The organism is Streptosporangium sp. NBC_01639 (assembly GCF_045209755.1).
Taxonomy (GTDB): Bacteria; Actinomycetota; Actinomycetes; order Streptosporangiales; family Streptosporangiaceae; genus Streptosporangium.
Map to the genome: position 1 here is coordinate 8,691,872 of NZ_CP109272.1, position 15,443 is coordinate 8,707,314.

The 15,443-nt window shown below is 68.4% G+C and carries 18 protein-coding genes; 7 read left to right on the forward strand and 11 right to left on the reverse strand.

All coding sequences use genetic code 11. The features are described from left to right. Positions 1-70 precede the first annotated feature (70 nt). The 4 genes from OHA77_RS39420 to OHA77_RS39435 form a co-directional block, all read right to left on the reverse strand. Positions 71-631 (reverse strand): GNAT family N-acetyltransferase, encoded by a 561-nt coding sequence (locus OHA77_RS39420; RefSeq protein ID WP_406314420.1) that lies wholly within the window; start codon positions 629-631, stop codon positions 71-73. A gap of 122 nt (positions 632-753) precedes the next feature. Next, on the reverse strand, positions 754-1,080 hold the full coding sequence (locus tag OHA77_RS39425) for a DMT family transporter (protein ID WP_406314422.1): 327 nt from the start codon (positions 1,078-1,080) through the stop codon (positions 754-756). An 86-nt stretch (positions 1,081-1,166) separates the two neighbouring features. Beyond that, positions 1,167-1,310, reverse strand: coding sequence for a hypothetical protein (locus OHA77_RS39430; RefSeq protein WP_406314423.1), 144 nt, complete (start codon positions 1,308-1,310; stop codon positions 1,167-1,169). Positions 1,311-1,463: 153 nt separating this feature from the next. Beyond that, complete coding sequence (locus OHA77_RS39435; protein WP_406314425.1) at positions 1,464-2,159, reverse strand: hypothetical protein; 696 nt, start codon at positions 2,157-2,159, stop codon at positions 1,464-1,466. 276 nt (positions 2,160-2,435) lie between these two features. Here OHA77_RS39435 and OHA77_RS39440 point away from each other — a divergent pair, with 276 nt between their 5' ends. Continuing rightward, positions 2,436-3,320, forward strand: coding sequence for a radical SAM protein (locus tag OHA77_RS39440; protein WP_326822750.1), 885 nt, complete (start codon positions 2,436-2,438; stop codon positions 3,318-3,320). Between the two features lie 73 nt (positions 3,321-3,393). Here OHA77_RS39440 and OHA77_RS39445 read toward each other — a convergent pair whose 3' ends face one another. Next, positions 3,394-4,578 carry an Ig-like domain-containing protein gene (locus OHA77_RS39445; RefSeq protein WP_406314428.1) on the reverse strand — a complete coding sequence of 395 codons (1,185 nt, stop codon included), beginning with the start codon at positions 4,576-4,578 and terminating at the stop codon, positions 3,394-3,396. Between the two features lie 528 nt (positions 4,579-5,106). Between OHA77_RS39445 and OHA77_RS39450 the strand changes: the two genes are divergently transcribed. Both OHA77_RS39450 and OHA77_RS39455 read left to right on the forward strand, forming a co-directional pair. Continuing rightward, positions 5,107-5,511, forward strand: a complete 405-nt coding sequence (locus OHA77_RS39450) for a hypothetical protein (protein WP_406314430.1) — start codon at positions 5,107-5,109, stop codon at positions 5,509-5,511. A gap of 6 nt (positions 5,512-5,517) precedes the next feature. Continuing rightward, positions 5,518-5,844 carry an STAS domain-containing protein gene (locus OHA77_RS39455; RefSeq protein WP_406314432.1) on the forward strand — a complete coding sequence of 109 codons (327 nt, stop codon included), beginning with the start codon at positions 5,518-5,520 and terminating at the stop codon, positions 5,842-5,844. An 88-nt stretch (positions 5,845-5,932) separates the two neighbouring features. On the opposite strand, the gene OHA77_RS39460 is transcribed toward OHA77_RS39455, so the two are convergent. Genes OHA77_RS39460 through OHA77_RS39470 form a run of 3 tightly spaced genes read right to left on the reverse strand, consistent with a single transcriptional unit; the run spans position 5,933 to position 8,345 of the window. Continuing rightward, positions 5,933-6,121 carry a hypothetical protein gene (locus tag OHA77_RS39460; protein ID WP_406314434.1) on the reverse strand — a complete coding sequence of 63 codons (189 nt, stop codon included), beginning with the start codon at positions 6,119-6,121 and terminating at the stop codon, positions 5,933-5,935. Further along, on the reverse strand, positions 6,118-8,169 hold the full coding sequence (locus OHA77_RS39465) for a WD40 repeat domain-containing serine/threonine protein kinase (protein ID WP_406314435.1): 2,052 nt from the start codon (positions 8,167-8,169) through the stop codon (positions 6,118-6,120). Before OHA77_RS39465 ends, OHA77_RS39460 begins: the two co-directional genes overlap by 4 nt. After that, complete coding sequence (locus OHA77_RS39470; RefSeq protein ID WP_406314437.1) at positions 8,166-8,345, reverse strand: hypothetical protein; 180 nt, start codon at positions 8,343-8,345, stop codon at positions 8,166-8,168. Before OHA77_RS39470 ends, OHA77_RS39465 begins: the two co-directional genes overlap by 4 nt. A gap of 29 nt (positions 8,346-8,374) precedes the next feature. Between OHA77_RS39470 and OHA77_RS39475 the strand changes: the two genes are divergently transcribed. After that, positions 8,375-8,737 carry a hypothetical protein gene (locus OHA77_RS39475; RefSeq protein ID WP_406314439.1) on the forward strand — a complete coding sequence of 121 codons (363 nt, stop codon included), beginning with the start codon at positions 8,375-8,377 and terminating at the stop codon, positions 8,735-8,737. 46 nt (positions 8,738-8,783) lie between these two features. Here the strand turns inward: OHA77_RS39475 and OHA77_RS39480 are convergent, their stop codons facing one another. Further along, positions 8,784-9,242, reverse strand: coding sequence for a MarR family transcriptional regulator (locus tag OHA77_RS39480; protein WP_326822756.1), 459 nt, complete (start codon positions 9,240-9,242; stop codon positions 8,784-8,786). A 291-nt stretch (positions 9,243-9,533) separates the two neighbouring features. Between OHA77_RS39480 and OHA77_RS39485 the strand changes: the two genes are divergently transcribed. Then, entirely contained in the window at positions 9,534-10,751 is a 1,218-nt protein-coding gene (locus OHA77_RS39485) for a cytochrome P450 (protein ID WP_326822757.1), read from the forward strand. A 15-nt stretch (positions 10,752-10,766) separates the two neighbouring features. Next, positions 10,767-10,925 (forward strand): hypothetical protein, encoded by a 159-nt coding sequence (locus tag OHA77_RS39490; protein WP_406314441.1) that lies wholly within the window; start codon positions 10,767-10,769, stop codon positions 10,923-10,925. On the opposite strand, the gene OHA77_RS39495 is transcribed toward OHA77_RS39490, so the two are convergent. Then, positions 10,895-12,637, reverse strand: a complete 1,743-nt coding sequence (locus OHA77_RS39495) for a CocE/NonD family hydrolase (protein ID WP_406314442.1) — start codon at positions 12,635-12,637, stop codon at positions 10,895-10,897. The genes OHA77_RS39490 and OHA77_RS39495 overlap by 31 nt on opposite strands. Positions 12,638-13,064: 427 nt before the next feature. Here OHA77_RS39495 and OHA77_RS39500 point away from each other — a divergent pair, with 427 nt between their 5' ends. After that, complete coding sequence (locus OHA77_RS39500) at positions 13,065-13,727, forward strand: TetR family transcriptional regulator (protein ID WP_406314443.1); 663 nt, start codon at positions 13,065-13,067, stop codon at positions 13,725-13,727. A gap of 91 nt (positions 13,728-13,818) precedes the next feature. On the opposite strand, the gene OHA77_RS39505 is transcribed toward OHA77_RS39500, so the two are convergent. Then, positions 13,819-15,264, reverse strand: a complete 1,446-nt coding sequence (locus OHA77_RS39505) for an amidohydrolase family protein (RefSeq protein WP_406314445.1) — start codon at positions 15,262-15,264, stop codon at positions 13,819-13,821. Positions 15,265-15,443: the final 179 nt, after the last annotated feature.

Sequence of the window (15,443 nt, forward strand, 5' to 3'; positions counted from 1 at the left end):
CGCATCTCCTTGGGTTAGGAGCCGCCCGGGGCGGCGTCGGCGTACCAGCGGTGGGGTCAGGCGGCAGGGGTCAGTGGCGGGTGCGCCATTCCCGCTGCAGGATGGCGTAGATCACCTCGTCGGTCCATTCGCCTTTGACCATCTCGTTTTCCACCAGGTGGGCTTCGCGGCGCATTCCCAGGCGTTCCAGCAGCCGGGCTGAGGCGTGGTTGCGGCCGTCCAGGCGGCCGGTGACGCGGTGCAGGTCGAGGCCGTCGAAGGCCAGTTCCAGTAGGGCTTCGGCCGCTTCGGTGGCGTAGCCCTCGCCTCCGTGGCCGGGGTGGAATACGTAACCGATCTCGCCGCTGCGGTGCAGGGCGTTGTGCCAGAACAGCGTGCTGTCACCGATCAGTTCGCCGGTGGCCGCCAGTTCCACCGCCATGGCCAGTGCCTGGCCTTCCTCTTCCAGCGCCGTCTGGGTGGTCTTCTTTTCGAGGGCCTGTCTGACCTGTTCGGTGTCGCGGGGTTCCAAGTACAGGTAGCGGGCCACTTCGGGCAGCGAATGGATGGCGTGCAGGCCGGTGAGATCGTCAAAGGTGAAGGGGCGCAGGATGAGCCGCTGGGTGCGGATCGGGTAGGAAGGTTTCAGCATGCGGACAGGCTAGGAGGATACGCGGGGCGGGACCACCCGTTTTCGCGGTGCTCCCCCACTGCGGCCGCCACCGGTCGTGGACGGGCAGGGCGCTGGCGGCCCGGTGGCGGCCCGGTGGCGATTCAGTGGGTGCCACCGGCCAGGTTGAGCACCAGCACGCCGCCGATGATGAGCGCGATTCCGGCGACCTTGGCCAGGGTGAGGGTCTCGCCGAGGAACAGCACTCCGATCGCGGCGATCACGGCGGTGCCGGTGCCGGCCCATACGGCGTAGGCGGTGCCCACTTCCAGGTGCAGTTTCAGGGCCTGGGCGAGCAGGAGGAACGCGGCGGCGTAGCCGGCTACGACGACCAGGGCCCAGCCTTTGTGCGCGAAGCCGTCGCTCAGTTTCAGTGCGGTGGTCGCCAGTACCTCGGCGATGATCGCGCCTGCCAAGATCAGCCACGCCATGACACTCCCCCGGAAACTCGATCAAAGGTGACTAATGTAGCGGGTGAGGTGCTCCAGTAGCCGGGGGTGGCCGCCCGGCACGGGTGTCAGAGCGGGGGCATCGGGGCGAGGCGGAGATCGGCGAGCGCGGCGGCGCCGCGGGCGGCGTGGTCGCTGTCGGCGAGCACCATGGTCCGCGCCGACTGGTAGCGGCAGCCGGCGGCGTCGAACGTGTCCGTGGTGGCGAGCACTCGCTTTTGGTCTTTGTCGAGCAGTGCTTCGGCCCGCTCCACGATGGCGCTGGCGACCGGGTTGCCGGCCGTGATGGTCCGGGCGTCGGCCAGGCGGCCGCGAGCGTCGGGGCTTTCGGCGAGCGCGGTGGCCTCGGCGCGGAGTGCTACGTACTAGTGGAGCCAGATCCAGGTGACCCATTTCCACACTTCGGCCGACTCGGGTGCCATCCGCTCCAGGGCTTTTCCGACCTGCCCATGGTGGAGCATCCTCATCGCGTCGAAGACCGCCCCGTAGCCGTAGGCGCGCTCTGGTGAGTCGCCGAGGTGTTCCAGGACCGCCCGCCATTCGCGTTCGGCGTGGTGGTCGCCGCGGAAGTCGTGGATCATTGCCACTGCGGCCGCCGCCGGGCCGAGCGCCGAACTGGCCGGGCTGCCGGCCCGCTGCCACGCGTCGAGGAAGCGGGTGCTGCCGGTGAGCACCTCGTCGACGTTGCCCGCCAGCGCGTCGGCGACCAGCAGCCAGCTCGTGGCACGGTGGCCGACCTCGGCCAGCGACGGATGGTCGGCGAGTTGTCGCCCCCATCGGTGGGCGCCCGGAAGGTTTCCCGCGCCGAGGCTGGTCTGGGTGGCCATACCAAGCGCGTCGATCAGTTCGTGGGTGCCGAGCGGAGTGTCCGGCGCGGAGGAGAGCAGCGTGATTCGGCGCTGGGCCGTGGCGGCGGTGGCGGACGTGTCACCGGCCCAGCTCTGGGCGGCGGTGAGCGCGTCGAGTGCGGCGGATTCGACGAGCGGGTCGCCGGTGCGGTGGGCGAGTTCGACCGCCCGCTCGGCGCACTCAGTGGCACCGACCTGAGCACAGGGCCACAAGGTCCCTTTTCACGATCGCCAGAACACGATGGTCAAGGAGGAATCTGCCATGAGCAACACCGAAAGCAGCACGTACGAGGGATTCACGGCCGCTGCCGGGTAAGGTGCCGAACCGGCATGTTCAGTGCGGGCAGACGACAGCCGGGCGTTGCGGGTTCTACTTGCGATCGGTGTCGAAAGCGTGTTCCACTGATCGGCATGCGATGGGACGCGCCTTCCCTGCTTTCCGGGCCGCCGCGGGTCCGCCCGCGGGTCGAGCGGGCCGCGGTGGTCCGCGTGCATGGGGCTCTGACCTGTTATGAGGTGCAGGCCCGTGGGGCGCTGGAGCGTACCGCCCAGGGGTGGAACGTGAGCCCTTACCGGGGTTGTGCCCAGGCCTGCCGCTATTGCGCGGTACGGCGTGCGCACCGTTATCTGGGGTTGGACGCCGGCGCCGACTTCGATTCGCGGATCGTGGTGCGCACCAACATCGTGGGGCGGCTGCGTGCCGATCTGGTGGCCAGGTGGGACGGTGAGCCGGTGAGCGTGGGTATGGCCGGCGACTGTTATCAGGGGGTCGAGGAGGTCTACCGGTTGATGCCCGGGGTGGTGTCGGCTCTGCGTGAGGCGGGGGCGCCGTTCACCGTGCATACCAAGAGCACGTTGATTCTGCGTGATGCCGAGGTGCTGGCCGCCGCACCGGGGGCGGGGGTGGTGGTTTCGATCGCTTTCGTCGACGACCGGGTCCGGCGTGCCGTGGAGCCGGGCGCGCCGAGTGCGCAAAAGCGTTTAGAGCTGGTGGCCGAGCTCAACGAGCGCGGTGTGCCGTGCGGGGTGGCGATGGCGCCGATCCTGCCGTTGCTGACCGACTCCCCCGATCAGCTCGCCGCCACGGTGCGCCGTGTCGCCGACGCCGGTGCGGTGAGTCTCACCCCGCGGGTGTTGCGTCTGCCGCCGGGGGCGCGGGAGTGGTATCTGGACTGGTTGGGTGAGCACCATCCGGCGTTGGTGGCCCGCTACGGCGAGCTGTACGGCGGGGGGGTCGACGCCGAGTCCGGTTATGTGCGTGCTGTCACGGGCCAGGTGCTGCAGTTGGCCGCCCGTTATGGTCTGAGCCTCACCCGTCTGGAGCAGCCGCTGCCGTTGGCGTTGCCCGCCCACCGGCAGTTGACGCTGTTGTGACGGGACCGGTGCCGGTCCCGTCACGGGTCGCCGCCGGTGGGGCGGTGGGTGGTTTTCCGGCTGGTCAGGCCGGTCAGGCCAGGGCGCTGCCCTTCTTCCACTGTTTGAACGACATCTGCCAGAAGCCCCAGCCGTTGTTCCACTCCATCTCCCGGTTGGTGCCGGTGATGGTGATGACGTCGCCGCGCTGGACCTGGTCGTAGAACCATTTGGCCTGGTCGGGGCGGGAGTTGATGCAGCCGTGGCTGACGTTCTGGCGGCCTTGGGCCCACACGTTGTTGAGGGCGTGGACGTACTCGCCGCTGTTGGAGAAGCGCACCGCGTGGTTGATCATCAGGTCGTAGTAGCCCGGGTCGCCCTTCTTGCGGCCCGGGGAGATCATCCGTTCGGGGTTGGCCTTGCCCATGGCCAGGTGCACGCCGCTGGTGGTGGTGTATTCGCGGGTGCTGGCGTTGCCGGCGCTGATCAGCATGGTTTTCACGGTCTTGCCGTCCCGCTTGACGATCATCTTGTGCTTGCGGGTGTCGACGGTGGCGATCTGGGCGGCGCCGATCTGGATGCGCTTGGTGAAGTCTTTGACCCCGTAGGTGTCCTTGGCGCTCTGCACGCCGCTGAGGTGGGCGGTGAAGGTCACCTTCTGGTGGGGTTGCCAGTATTTGGCGGTCCGGTAGATCGCGGTCGTGTCGTTGATCCACCGCCACGCGCCCTCGGAGGGTTTTTCCGACGTCACCTCCAGGGCCTGTTCCACGGCGGCTTTCTGGGTGACCGGCTGGTTGAAGGTGACGATGATCGGCGCCCCCACACCGATTTTCTCCCCTTTCAGGGCCGGGGTGACGTCGGCCACTTCGAGCTCGATCTCGGGCTTGAGCGTCGTGAACGAGCTGCTGGCGGTCGTGCCGCCGACCGCTCGTGCTGAGACGGTGTACTCGCTGGAAGGCTTCAACGGGGTTTTCGACACCCATTTGGTGCGTTTCGTGTCGAAGGTGCCGGTCAGTGGCTTGCCGCCGCTCTCCACGGTGACCTGTTCCAGTGCGCCGCCCGCCGCGGTGACGACGACCTTCTTGTTGGGGCGCACGGGTGCGCCGCCCTCGGTGGGGCTGATCTTTATCACCGGTGCGGCCGGGGTGGTCGGGGCGCCGGCGCTGCCGCCCTGGGCGGGGCCCGTCGCAGCCGATCCGCCGGAACAGGAGGTGGCCAGTATGGCGGCTGCGGCCACCGCCAGCCCCGCCAATGGTGTCCTCTTGCTCTGGCGCTTCATCTCTAGCACAGTCCTCTCCCCCACTACGGCAAACCGCCATTAAAACCCTAATAGGAGACGTGTATGGAGTGCGTATAGTTCAGGGGAGTTTGGTCACATTTAGGTTACTTTGTAGGGCCGATAACATGCCGGTCACGAGCCGGGGGAAGTCCAGATGATCCATCCCGGTGCACACGGCCCGCTCGCGTTCCGCTACCAGAAGCGAGGTCGCCCTCGGTGGGAGCCGCGAAGCGACGACCGGTGCGGGAGTCAGGAGTGCGCTGCGGGGCAAGGAGGCGGTGGGGCAACGGTGCGCGACGCCCCGCCCGGAGGAGGCTGGCCTCCGTCGGGCGGGTGACCGAAAAGCTAGGCTGGCATGTCCGACCCGAAACGGAAGGCCCGGGTGATGACCACAGCGCGACCCTCCCGTGACGCCGGGCGCGGCGGTTCCGCCGGCTTCGGCGACATTTTCGGCGACATTTTCGGCGACATTGTGCGAACGCCGGGCGCGGAGCCGCTGCGCGCCGCCGTACCGGCCGGTCCGGGCCGATGAGCGCCACCGGGCTGCCGAGCGCCGGCTTTCAGGTCGCCGGGGGGTTCTCCCCGCCGCACCTCGGCCGGGCCGGCGAATTCGGCGCGGTCGCCCTGGCGCCGCCGCTGCGGGAAGACGGCGTTCCCGCAGGACGCCCGCTGTCGGGCGTGGGCACGTGGGCATCCGCCGCCGACGACGCCGATCACCTGGCCGCGGCCCGCCACGTCGACGACGTCGAGGTGTCCACCGGCTTCGCCGACTGGGCCGCCGGCGTGCTGCCCGTGCGCGGGGCGCCGGTCGGGCCGGCGAAAGGAGGATTGCGCCTTTTCCATGCGGAGCTGCGAGACTTCCCCCGTGCCTGCCACCTGCTGGCCCAGGGGACCGAGGCGGCGCGCGATGCCGGTGCCGATTTGGAGATCTGACGATAGATGCTCGACAAGACCCCGTTCCGAGCCGAGGTGCGAAGCACCGTTGTCGGCACCACCTTGCTGGTGCTCACCGGTGACCTGGACTATGACACGGCCGCTGAGCTGTTCACCCTGGCCGGGGAGCTGTTCTCGGCGGATCTGCGCCACCTGGAGCTGGACCTGGCCGGTCTGGAATTCGTCGACTCCTCCGGGGTGGCGGCTTTGATCAACGTCTACAACGCCGCCCATGGGAACGGGTCCACCATGCGGATCGTCGCCTTGACGTCCTACCTGCGCCACCTGTTCAAGGTGACCGCCCTGGACCAGGTCTTCGACCTGCCCGACTGACCGCGATCCACCGGCGGCCTCACGGACCTATCGGGGGGGCAGACCACGTACGGGAGAAAGGGACAGTCGTCCACGCCCGCCTCGGCGCCTACACCTTCGCTATGCCCGACCTCGCGCCCGGCGCCAGTGGAAGAGCGTCGAAGCCGCGATCTACGTCGCGCTGGACACCACCGATGACGAGTCCGGCCAGGTGGCAGGACGGGCCGCGCTGGACGTCGCCCGACAGATCCGGGCGCGGTGGATCCCGGACGCAGACGACCTTCCGTAGCCGGGTCACGTGTCTTCAACCGGCCACAGCCAGCAGCCTTCGGCATCCACGAACCAACCTCCTGAGACCAGGAAGGTTCCATCGGGATGGAAGGCTAGTGCAGCAGCCCTGCGGTCGGTCACGGTCGCATTTGCCCGACCGGTCGCCGCGTCCCATAGCCGGATACCATCCTTGTCGGCCACTGCCAGGGTGGCACCATCCGGGCTGAAGGCGAGGGCATCGACCTCCGCGTTGCTGATGGTGTGCAGCCCGGTTCCGTGACCAGATGTCAGGGAGCAGCCGTGGGCGCCGCCGAGCGCGTACTGCTTCCCGTTCGGGCTTATGGCGACCGCCGAGCCGTACCCGTCGGGGCCGATTGGCTTCAGGTCACCGCTGTCGAGGTTCCAGCGCCAGAATCCGTCCGTTCCGTCGGCTTCAGTGAGGTCCTCCCCTGCCAGCAGGACCGAGTCGCCGCCGTCGACGAACGCCGCCGAGTTCACCTGGGAACTGGCCTTCGTGGCGAACGGCAGCTTGTGTTTCTGCTCCTTGGCTGCGACATCCCACACGACACAGATCTCAGGGGCTTCCAGGTTGCCGACCGGGATGTTTCCCGCGACGACCAGTTGGGTGCCGTCCGCGCTGAACGCCATCGTTTGGGCGCCCCCGACCGGCGAGGAGAGCGAGTGTGTCACCTTCCCGGTGGAGGGGTTGCGGAAGCTCAGCGGCACCTTCATCCCAGCTGTCACCAGTGCGGAGCCATCCGGGGTGAAGGCCATGGCGCTGTTGGGGGAATTCTCGGAGGAGAAGTCGGCGATCACCTCGTGCGAGTCGGTGGCCCACAGCCAGCCGTCGCCGTGGATGTTGCCTCCCGCGATGGTGCGCCCGTCGGGGCTGAACGCCACCGTGTACGAATCCTTGTCGGTCAGCCGGTTGCGGTGGGACCAGAAGTTCCAGCCGATCGGGACGGCCGCAGCGCCCAGCGCAGCCAGACCGCCGAGCAGGAACAGACGCCGGGGCAGGCGGCGCCTGCTGGTGAGCATGTCGGAGCCGCTGGGTGCCCGGTGACCCGGCTCATGCGGGTGCTGCTCCGTGTCGCCGGGTGTGTCCAGGGCTCGACCGTGGTCGGGATCGTCTCGTGTCCTGCCCTTGTGGGTGCCGGGATCAGAAGAGGGGAAAGGTGCTGGGGCCGGTGAGGTCTGCACTTGGCGTTCGGCGATCATCGTCGCGAACGGCGGCGGGAGCCATTGGGTGGTTGTCTGGGTGGGGTCGGTGAGTTCCTTGAGGATGTCGGCCACGCTGGGGCGGTCGCCGGGATCCTTGGCCAGGCAACGCTTCACCAGGTCCGTCAGGTGGGCGGTCAGGCCGGTCAGGTCGGGTTCGTCGTGGGCTATGCGGTAGACGATCGCCTCGGCCTGTCCTGTGCCGAACGGGCTGCGGCCGGTGGCGGTGAACGCCAGGACAAGTCCGAGGGAGAACACGTCGCTGGGTGGGCCGATCTCGCGGCCTCGTGCCTGTTCCGGGGACATGAACGACGGGGTGCCGACCACCGCGCGGGAGAGGGTGTGGGAGGTGGCGTCCACTGCGCGGGTGATGCCGAAGTCGATGACACGGGGGCCGTCGGCGGCAAGGATCACGTTGGAGGGCTTGAGGTCGCGGTGCACCAGGTCGCAGGCGTGGATCGCGCCGAGCCCCTCGGCCAGTCCCGCTCCCAACACGGTGATCGCCTCCGCGGGCATCGGGCCGTGCGCTTCGACGGCCTGGTGCAGGGACGGGCCGGGAATGTAGGCGGTGACCAGCCACGGCGGGTCGGCATCGGGGTCAGCGTCGACCAGTTGGGCGGTGTAGAACCCTCCGACCCGGCGGGCGGCCTCGGCCTCTAGGGCGAACCGGCGCCGGAACCCGGGATCGTCGGCCAGGTCGGGCCGCACCAGCTTGACCGCGACCGGGCGGCCGCCGGGAGAGCGCCCTAGGAACACCTGCCCCATCCCGCCACCGCCCAGCCGCCCCTCCAGCCGATAGGCCCCCGCCTGGCGCGGATCACCCAGCCGCAAGGGCTCCGGCCAGAGCGGGGAGTTCATCGCACCTCCATGTTCATGTCCTGGGAGCGTCCCAGCACGCGGTACACCGTCGCCCGGTAGACGGAGAAGAGTTCGGCGAGGTCGGCGAGGTCGGCGATGGTGTGCTCGCCGCCGCGGTGTTCCTTGACGAGGTGGCCCTGCTGTCGAGTCGTCAGCTTCGGCTGCTTGCGATCCATCGGCGCACGCCCCTATCGGAAGAACACACGTGTCGGTCCATCCGAGATCTTTTCAGGAAACGGCCCTCAAGAACGTGCTGGATCGGATCGAAAGCTTCCACCGGTTGCCCGGCCGCTGCGGGACCGGGCGATTGTGCACCTCATCCTCGGGACCGGGCCGCGCCGCGGTCGTCGGCCTCGATCTGGACCAGCTCCACCCCGCCGACTCCGCCGACCTACGGCAAGCCAAAAAAGCCAAGCTGACCAGCGTACGCGGCAAAGGCGTTGACCGCATCCGCGATCGCGGCGTTCAGCTTCTTCAGGGTGACATGCCGGTTGCGGACCATGGACAGCTCGCGGGTGGTGACACCGGCGATGTGCTTGGCCGCCTCCTGCGGGCCGATTCTGACTAGCAGTTCAGCAGCCGACTGTCCCTTTCTCCCGTACGTGGTCTGCCCCCTACCGGGGCCAGGGCCGCCCGCTGAGATGCTCGATGTCGGTATTGAACTGCTGGAGGTCGGCGACGAAGTTCGCCAGGCGCTCGGGCGGCCAGTCGGCGACCACTTTGGCCAGTCCGGTGACGACTTTGCCGCGTTCGACGGCCAGGCACTCCTGGCCTTTGCGCGTGATGCGGAATTTGCGTGCCACTCCGCCGTCCGGGTCGAGGGTCCGCTCGACCAGCCCGTCTTTCAGCAGGGCGGCGGTCTGCCGGTTGATGGTGGAGGCGGCCAGCCCGAAGGCGTCGACAAAGTCCGGGATCGACATGGGGCCCTGTATTTCGAGCCGGCTGAGCAGCACGTAGGCGCTGCGCTCCAAGCCTTCACCGCCGGGTACGCGCTGGGGCGAGGTCAGGTCGCGATGGCGCACAAGGATCAGCAGCTCACGCTCGATGTTCACCGCTGCCTGTTCCGCGTCCATGGGGACCACCTCCGTTCATGTATCCGTACACCTGAACGATACGTCAATGAGCATGATGCTCAATGCATGCATCATGCTCTCTTGGTGCATAATGCACTTTCTGTGTAATGTGCATTTCATGGAAGTTTCTGCGCCGGCGGCGCACGCCGGGGCGATCGCGGCCCCGCCGGCAGGAGCCGGCGTCGCTTCGTCGCCCTCCACCGCAGAAAGGAGCGCAGAAAAGAGCGCAGCATGACCGCACCGGTCGCCGCGTCCTTCACCGACAACGATCCGTCTCGAGGGAGACATTCGATGAGTCAGAACGACCAGGTCCTGCCGTACCCGCTGCCGTATGAGACGGCGCTGGAGGCGCCCGCGGAGTGGGAGCGGCTGCGCGGCCAATGCCCGGTGGCCACGATCGAACTGCCCAGCGGGGACCATGCGAAGCTGCTGACCCGCCATCACGACGTCAAGGCGTTGCTGTCGGATCCCCGCTTCGCCCGCCCCACCGCCGCGGACAACGCGGCCCGGGTGGCGCCCACCGGATCGGGCGGAGCCATCGCCAACGGCTCCTCGTCGATGACGCTGCCCGACAAGGGAGAGCCGCACCAGCGCTGGCGGCGCATGGTGGGCAAGTGGTTCACCGCCAAGCGCATGACGGCGCTGCGTCCCTCCATGGTCGAGATCGCCGAGCGGCTCATCGACGACATGCTGCGGCGCGGCGCACCGGGCGACCTCAAGGCCATGGTCGGCTTCCCGCTGCCGGTGTACGTGATCTGCGACATGCTCGGTGTGCCCGCCGAGGACCGGGACCGCTTCTCCTACTGGTCCAACGCGCTGCTGAGCCTCACCGGCTACTCCGAGGAGGAGACCCGCAAGGCGCATACCGATTTCGTCCAGTACATGTCCGGCCACATCGCCGCCAAGCGTGCCGCTCCGGCCGATGACCTGCTCAGCATGCTGATCAAGGAAAGCGACGGTGAGGGCCAGGGCATGTCCGACGCCGAGCTCCTGACCACCGGGATGGGACTGCTGGTCGCCGGGCACGAGACCACCGCGAACATGATCGGCAAGATGGTCGCCATGCTGCTGGCCGACCGCACCCGGTGGGAGCGGCTGCTGGCCGATCCGTCGCTGGTGCGCACCGCGGTGGAGGAGGCGCTGCGCTTCGACACCAACATCGGCTTCGGGCTCAGGCGCTACATCACCGAGGATGTCGAGGTCGGCGACGAGGTGCTGCCGAGCGGTACCACCGTGCTGTGCAGCATGCCGGCGGCCAACCGCGACGCGGAGGTCTTCGACGGCGCCGAGGAGATGGACCTGGGCCGCACCCCCAACCCGCACCTGACCTTCGGCGCCGGCCCGCACTCCTGCCTGGGGCAGGCGCTGGCCCGCACCGAACTGCAGGTCACGCTGGAGACGCTGCTGCGCAAGCTGCCGGGCCTGGAGCTGGCCGTCCCCGCCGAGGACCTGCAGCGGGTGGAAGGGCTGCTGGTCGGCGGGCTGCGCGAGGTGCCCGTCCGCTGGTGAGCGCTCCAGCGCCCGGTGGCCGTGCCCGCCCCACCGCCCCACCGCCCGGCCGGGGCGGGCCGGGGCGGGCGGGCCGGGCAGGACGAGCTGCGCAAGGACAACGCGGCCATCGAGGGCGAGAAGACCAACCCGGTGCGGCGCTGCTACCGCGTCTGGACGGGCAGTTGCAGGTAGGAGGCGTGTTCACCGCCGGTGTGGATGATGTGCTGTCCGCTGTTGGCCGGGGTGTACTCGACCAGCCCGGGCATCATCGGCCCCAGGAGGTGCCGGCCGCTGATGACGAGGCGGAGCTGTTGGCCGGGGTGGAAGGCGAGACCGATCGGGAGCAGGTCGATGTCGATGCCGACGATCTCGCCGGGTGAGAGCTTCTCTATCCGGTCGAAGCTGTGAGCGGGTACGGCATCGGTCGACAGTGTCTCGTCCAGGTGGCGCATGGAGACGCGCAGGCGTCCGTCGGATCCCTTGTACCGCAGGATCGAGGCGCCGCGTTCGGTGAGGTCCTGGGCCGGCGCGCCCTGGTTGGGCACGGTGAACTGCTGCAGCGGCGTGCTGTGGGCGTCGAGCTTTTGCAGGAGGATGAACAGGTCCATGTCGTCGGCGCCTCGTGCTTCGACATACAGGTGCGCCTTCGGGTAGCCGACCAGCACGGTCTCCTGGTCGAACCGCGTGACGAACGACACCGCATCCGGATTCGATCCGACATCGTAGAGCGCCGTCGCCTCCTGCGCCGGTGCTGCCGTGACCAAGGCGCGGGAGCGGCCGTCGAGGTAGTACTTCGCCGAGGTGACGTCCGTGGGAGGGAACTCCTGCGCGGCGATGTCGACCCGGTCACCGCCGTGGAGGTCCAGGACGGAGTAGCGGACGCGGGGCGTCTGCTCCCACCCGTTGTCCTCGCCCTTGAGGTAGTGGTCGAAGAATCGGCGCAGATCCTCCCGGTTGGCCTCGGCGTAGTAGTCGGGCCACTCCTGGCTGTTGTGGATGCGCAGCCACTTGTCCGGTGAGGCCATCCGCCGCCAGGCGCGGAACGTTCCTGCGGTGTGCAGGGTGTTGGAGTAGCTGGCCACGACGTAGGCCGGCACGGTGATCCGGTCGAAGCGCGGGATCTTGTTCTCCCACAACTCGTTCATGAGCGGGTAGCGCTCCGCCTCCGCGATGATGTCCTCTTTGCGGTTGTTGCCCCGGAAGCTGTAGTCCCGCAGTTGCCTGGCGAACCCGGTGTCGGGCATGCCGCCCCGCATCACCAGGTCGCGGTAGACGTCGCTCACACCCTCCCACGGGTTGATCGCCGCCAGGTGCGGCGGTTGTTCGGCTGCGGTGAACCACTGCGAGACCGCGAGGTAGGAGGTCCCGCTCATCGCGACTTTGCCGGTGCACCACTCCTGGACGGCCAGCCACTCGATCAGATCGTGGCAGTCGCGGCACTCCTGGCGATCCCACAGGACACTGTCGCCTCCGGAGTCGGCCACGCCTCGGACATCCGGGTTGCAGATCGCATATCCCTGCGCGCACCAGTAGGCCGGGTCCGGCCCCTCGAACTTCTCCAGGCCCGAGACGATCTCGTTGTCCAGCCCGACCAGTCCGAACACGCCCATCACGCTGGCGGAGGTCCCCTGGCCCTTGCCGTACGGGCTCCAGGCCACGATGACCGGCACTTTGTCCGCCCCAGCGGGACGGAGCACGTCGACATGGATCGTCACACCGTCGCGCAGGGTGACCGCGATGTCTTTTTCCAGCACGATGTCGACCGGGATGGGGCGGAACGCGGGCGCGATCTGGAAACCCGCCGGCAGGGTTCGGGTACCTGGATCGAACCCGCTCAAAACGCCATACCTGTCACCCGGCTCCAGTGGGTGGGACGGCATGTACACCTTCTGGTCCTCGCTCATGGGGAGCTCCTCTGTCTTTCGTCCCGTAACCGGCTCCGTATCGGGCCGTTTCTTCCGGAGGCCGAGACGTCCGCGTTCCGGTGTTCGGTGCGCACGCGCGGCCGTCATGCGGGGTCGCGTGCGCTTTCGGGCTGTTCGGGCAGGTCAAGACGTCACCGGCGTCCACAGCGTATGTCCGCCAGGCACTGATATCAACACGCGTTGATATCAGTGGAGGGTGTGATGCGTCACGATCGCCGTACGGCTGCGCCGAGCCGGCCTGGACCGGCGGTCGGGAGATCGGCTCCACGGGAACGGGCGCGCCCGACGGGCCGGCGAAGTCAACGGGCGTTGATATGCTCCACGCCAGGGCCGTCCATGCGGCGATGGGCCCCTCTGGGGTGCGTCAACGGCACAAACCTGCTCGATATCACCGGGGGTTGACACCATGCGGGAAGACGATGCGTCCGGGGGCATGTCGTCAGGCCACGGTGACGCCTCCTCGCGCCGGCGGCGCGGCCGCCGGCCAGGTCAGAGTGAAACGCGACAGGCCATTCTCGACGCAGCGCGGGCTCGCTTCGCCGCCGACGGTTTCACGGCCACGACGATCCGCCGGATCGCAGCGGACGCGGGGGTCGACGCTGCCCTGGTCATGCAGTTCTTCACGTCGAAGGACGAGCTTTTCGGCGCTGTCATGTCCGTGCCACCGGCCGCGCTCGCGCGCATGACCGACGCATGGCAAGGTCCCGAAGACGGCATCGGGGAGCGCGTCACACGCGCTTTCCTCGGTGCCTGGGAAGGCGATCCGCAGGCATCCGAGCCGCTGCTGGCCATGCTGCGCGGTGCGATCGCTCAGGAACGGGCGGCCGTGCAGCTTCGCGACTTCATCGAGGCCCGGCTGTTGAAGGGGGCCCACGCGCACCTGCAGGATGACCACGACATGCGCCTGCGGGTGGGCATCGCCTCGGCCATGCTGATGGGGATCATCGTCGCCCGGCGCATCGTCCGCGTACCGACCGTCGCGAACGAGAGCCTGGACTCGATCGTGGCCACCGCGGCCACCGCGTTGCAGGCGCTGCTCGCGCCCGGTGGCGGCACACCCCGGCTCTGACGGAGGTGTTTCCCCAACGCGCGTCCCCAGTCTCAACAGGCGGCGATGGGCGGGGAATTCCATGCTGGAGGCGTGCGGACGAGGTCTGCGATCAGTGGGCGCCGGGCTTGGCGGCGACGCGCTGCAGAACGGCGTCGAGGTCAGCGCGGGACCACCAGCTACCGTCCCTCATCACTCCCGCGATCTTGCGGAGGGCGGTGTGGTCCTCCAGGGGATCCTCTTTCAGAAGCACCAGGTCGGCGGGCATGCCGGGGATGACCCGGCCGAAAGCGCCTTCCTCGCCCAGGAACCGGGCCGGCTCGGTCGTCGTCATCCTCAGGATGGTCAGCGGGTCGAGTCCGGCTTCCGCGAGGTGGTCGAACTCGTCGTGGAGGGCGAAGCCCGGGATAATGCCTGCGGCGCCGCACGCGTCGGTACCCACGACCATCGGGACTCCCGCGTCGGCGAAGGTTTTGGTCATCCGCAGTTGCGCGGTCCAGTGGTTGCGCAGGGCGGTGCGGGTGCCGTCGGGGAGCTTGGAGAACTTCTTCGCTGATTTGTCCCAAGCGCGCAGTTCCCTGGGGGCCATGTAGCGGCGTCGCGGGTCTTCGGCGTGCTGGGGTGAGTCACCGAACTGCTGAGTGTGGACCCGGATCAGGGTCGGGCACTGCCAGGTGGTGTGTTCGACGAACAAGGCGGCCAGTTCTTCCGCCTTGTTCTGGTCGTAGGAGCCGTCAGCGAGTTCGTAGGCATGCGCTTCCAGTTCGGAGGTGCCGGTCGCGGGGTTCACGGCCATGCCCTTGACCAGCTTCATCACCAGCTTGTCGGCACCGGGGAAGGTGACCTTGGGGATCGGCGGAAGCTTCCGGGTGGCGTTCATGGCACGGACCTCGGCCTCTCGGGAGGAGACTGCGGCGAATACGGTGACACCCGGGCCGAGATGCTCGACCGACCACACCCCTTCGCGCGCGGCCTCGCGGGGGTCGAGATCGGCCGGCAGGTGGCCGCCCAGGCGGATGCCGAGCCGGTTCGCCTCCTTGAGGGCTGCCATGAAGGTGGTGCGGGTGGTAGCACCGGCCTTGATGAAGTCGGCGCCATCCCGATGCTGCTCCCGCACGGCCTGCACCACGCCATCGACCGTGCCGGCGTTCAGTGGGGTCAGCAGGTCACCAGCGGTCGCTTTGAGCGCGGGCGCACCGGTCGGCTGGGGCAGCGTGCCCTCGTGCCGGGACTTCAGCAGCGCCCTGCTGCCCGACATCTGTCGGAAGCCGACGACGCCGTTGGCGAGCATCAGCGCATAGGCGCCGTCGACGTCCTCCGGGGTGTTCAGGGCGTGCGTGTGCATGTCCATGAACGCCGGGACAACGAACCGGCCTCCTCCCTCCACCACGTGCGCGCCCGCGACCGGGGCCCCGGTCGCGGTCACCGATTTGATCTTGTTTCCTTCGACGACCACGTCCTGACCGGGGGTGCGGCGCCCGTCCAGCGGGTCGGCCACCGTGACGTCTCTTATCAACACGCGTCCGTTGATCGAGGACGGCTCAACGTACCTGCTCATGTCGCTCCTTCAGGTGATCACGGCACCCGGCCTTGCGCGTTACGGCGTGCACGCCGGACTGCCACAAACATGCTTGTTCCGTTTTGTCCCGCTTCGGGGCATTTTTCACTCAATGGGATATCGAGAGGGTTTCGGCGGTCGCTCTGCTGCGGCCTGGCCTTACTTTTCGACATTCGTGC

Excerpts from the sequence above, each read along its gene's own strand:
- OHA77_RS39495 (WP_406314442.1), bottom strand. The coding sequence starts at position 12,637 with ATGAGCGAGGACCAGAAGGTGTACATGCCGTCCCACCCACTGGAGCCG.
- OHA77_RS39420 (WP_406314420.1), bottom strand. The coding sequence starts at position 631 with ATGCTGAAACCTTCCTACCCGATCCGCACCCAGCGGCTCATCCTGCGC.
- OHA77_RS39485 (WP_326822757.1), top strand. The coding sequence starts at position 9,534 with ATGAGTCAGAACGACCAGGTCCTGCCGTACCCGCTGCCGTATGAGACG.
- OHA77_RS39450 (WP_406314430.1), top strand. The coding sequence starts at position 5,107 with ATGAGCGCCACCGGGCTGCCGAGCGCCGGCTTTCAGGTCGCCGGGGGG.
- OHA77_RS39470 (WP_406314437.1), bottom strand. The coding sequence starts at position 8,345 with ATGGATCGCAAGCAGCCGAAGCTGACGACTCGACAGCAGGGCCACCTC.
- OHA77_RS39500 (WP_406314443.1), top strand. The coding sequence starts at position 13,065 with ATGCGGGAAGACGATGCGTCCGGGGGCATGTCGTCAGGCCACGGTGAC.
- OHA77_RS39465 (WP_406314435.1), bottom strand. The coding sequence starts at position 8,169 with ATGAACTCCCCGCTCTGGCCGGAGCCCTTGCGGCTGGGTGATCCGCGC.
- OHA77_RS39445 (WP_406314428.1), bottom strand. The coding sequence starts at position 4,578 with ATGAAGCGCCAGAGCAAGAGGACACCATTGGCGGGGCTGGCGGTGGCC.
- OHA77_RS39455 (WP_406314432.1), top strand. The coding sequence starts at position 5,518 with ATGCTCGACAAGACCCCGTTCCGAGCCGAGGTGCGAAGCACCGTTGTC.
- OHA77_RS39480 (WP_326822756.1), bottom strand. The coding sequence starts at position 9,242 with ATGGACGCGGAACAGGCAGCGGTGAACATCGAGCGTGAGCTGCTGATC.
- OHA77_RS39505 (WP_406314445.1), bottom strand. The coding sequence starts at position 15,264 with ATGAGCAGGTACGTTGAGCCGTCCTCGATCAACGGACGCGTGTTGATA.
- OHA77_RS39425 (WP_406314422.1), bottom strand. The coding sequence starts at position 1,080 with ATGGCGTGGCTGATCTTGGCAGGCGCGATCATCGCCGAGGTACTGGCG.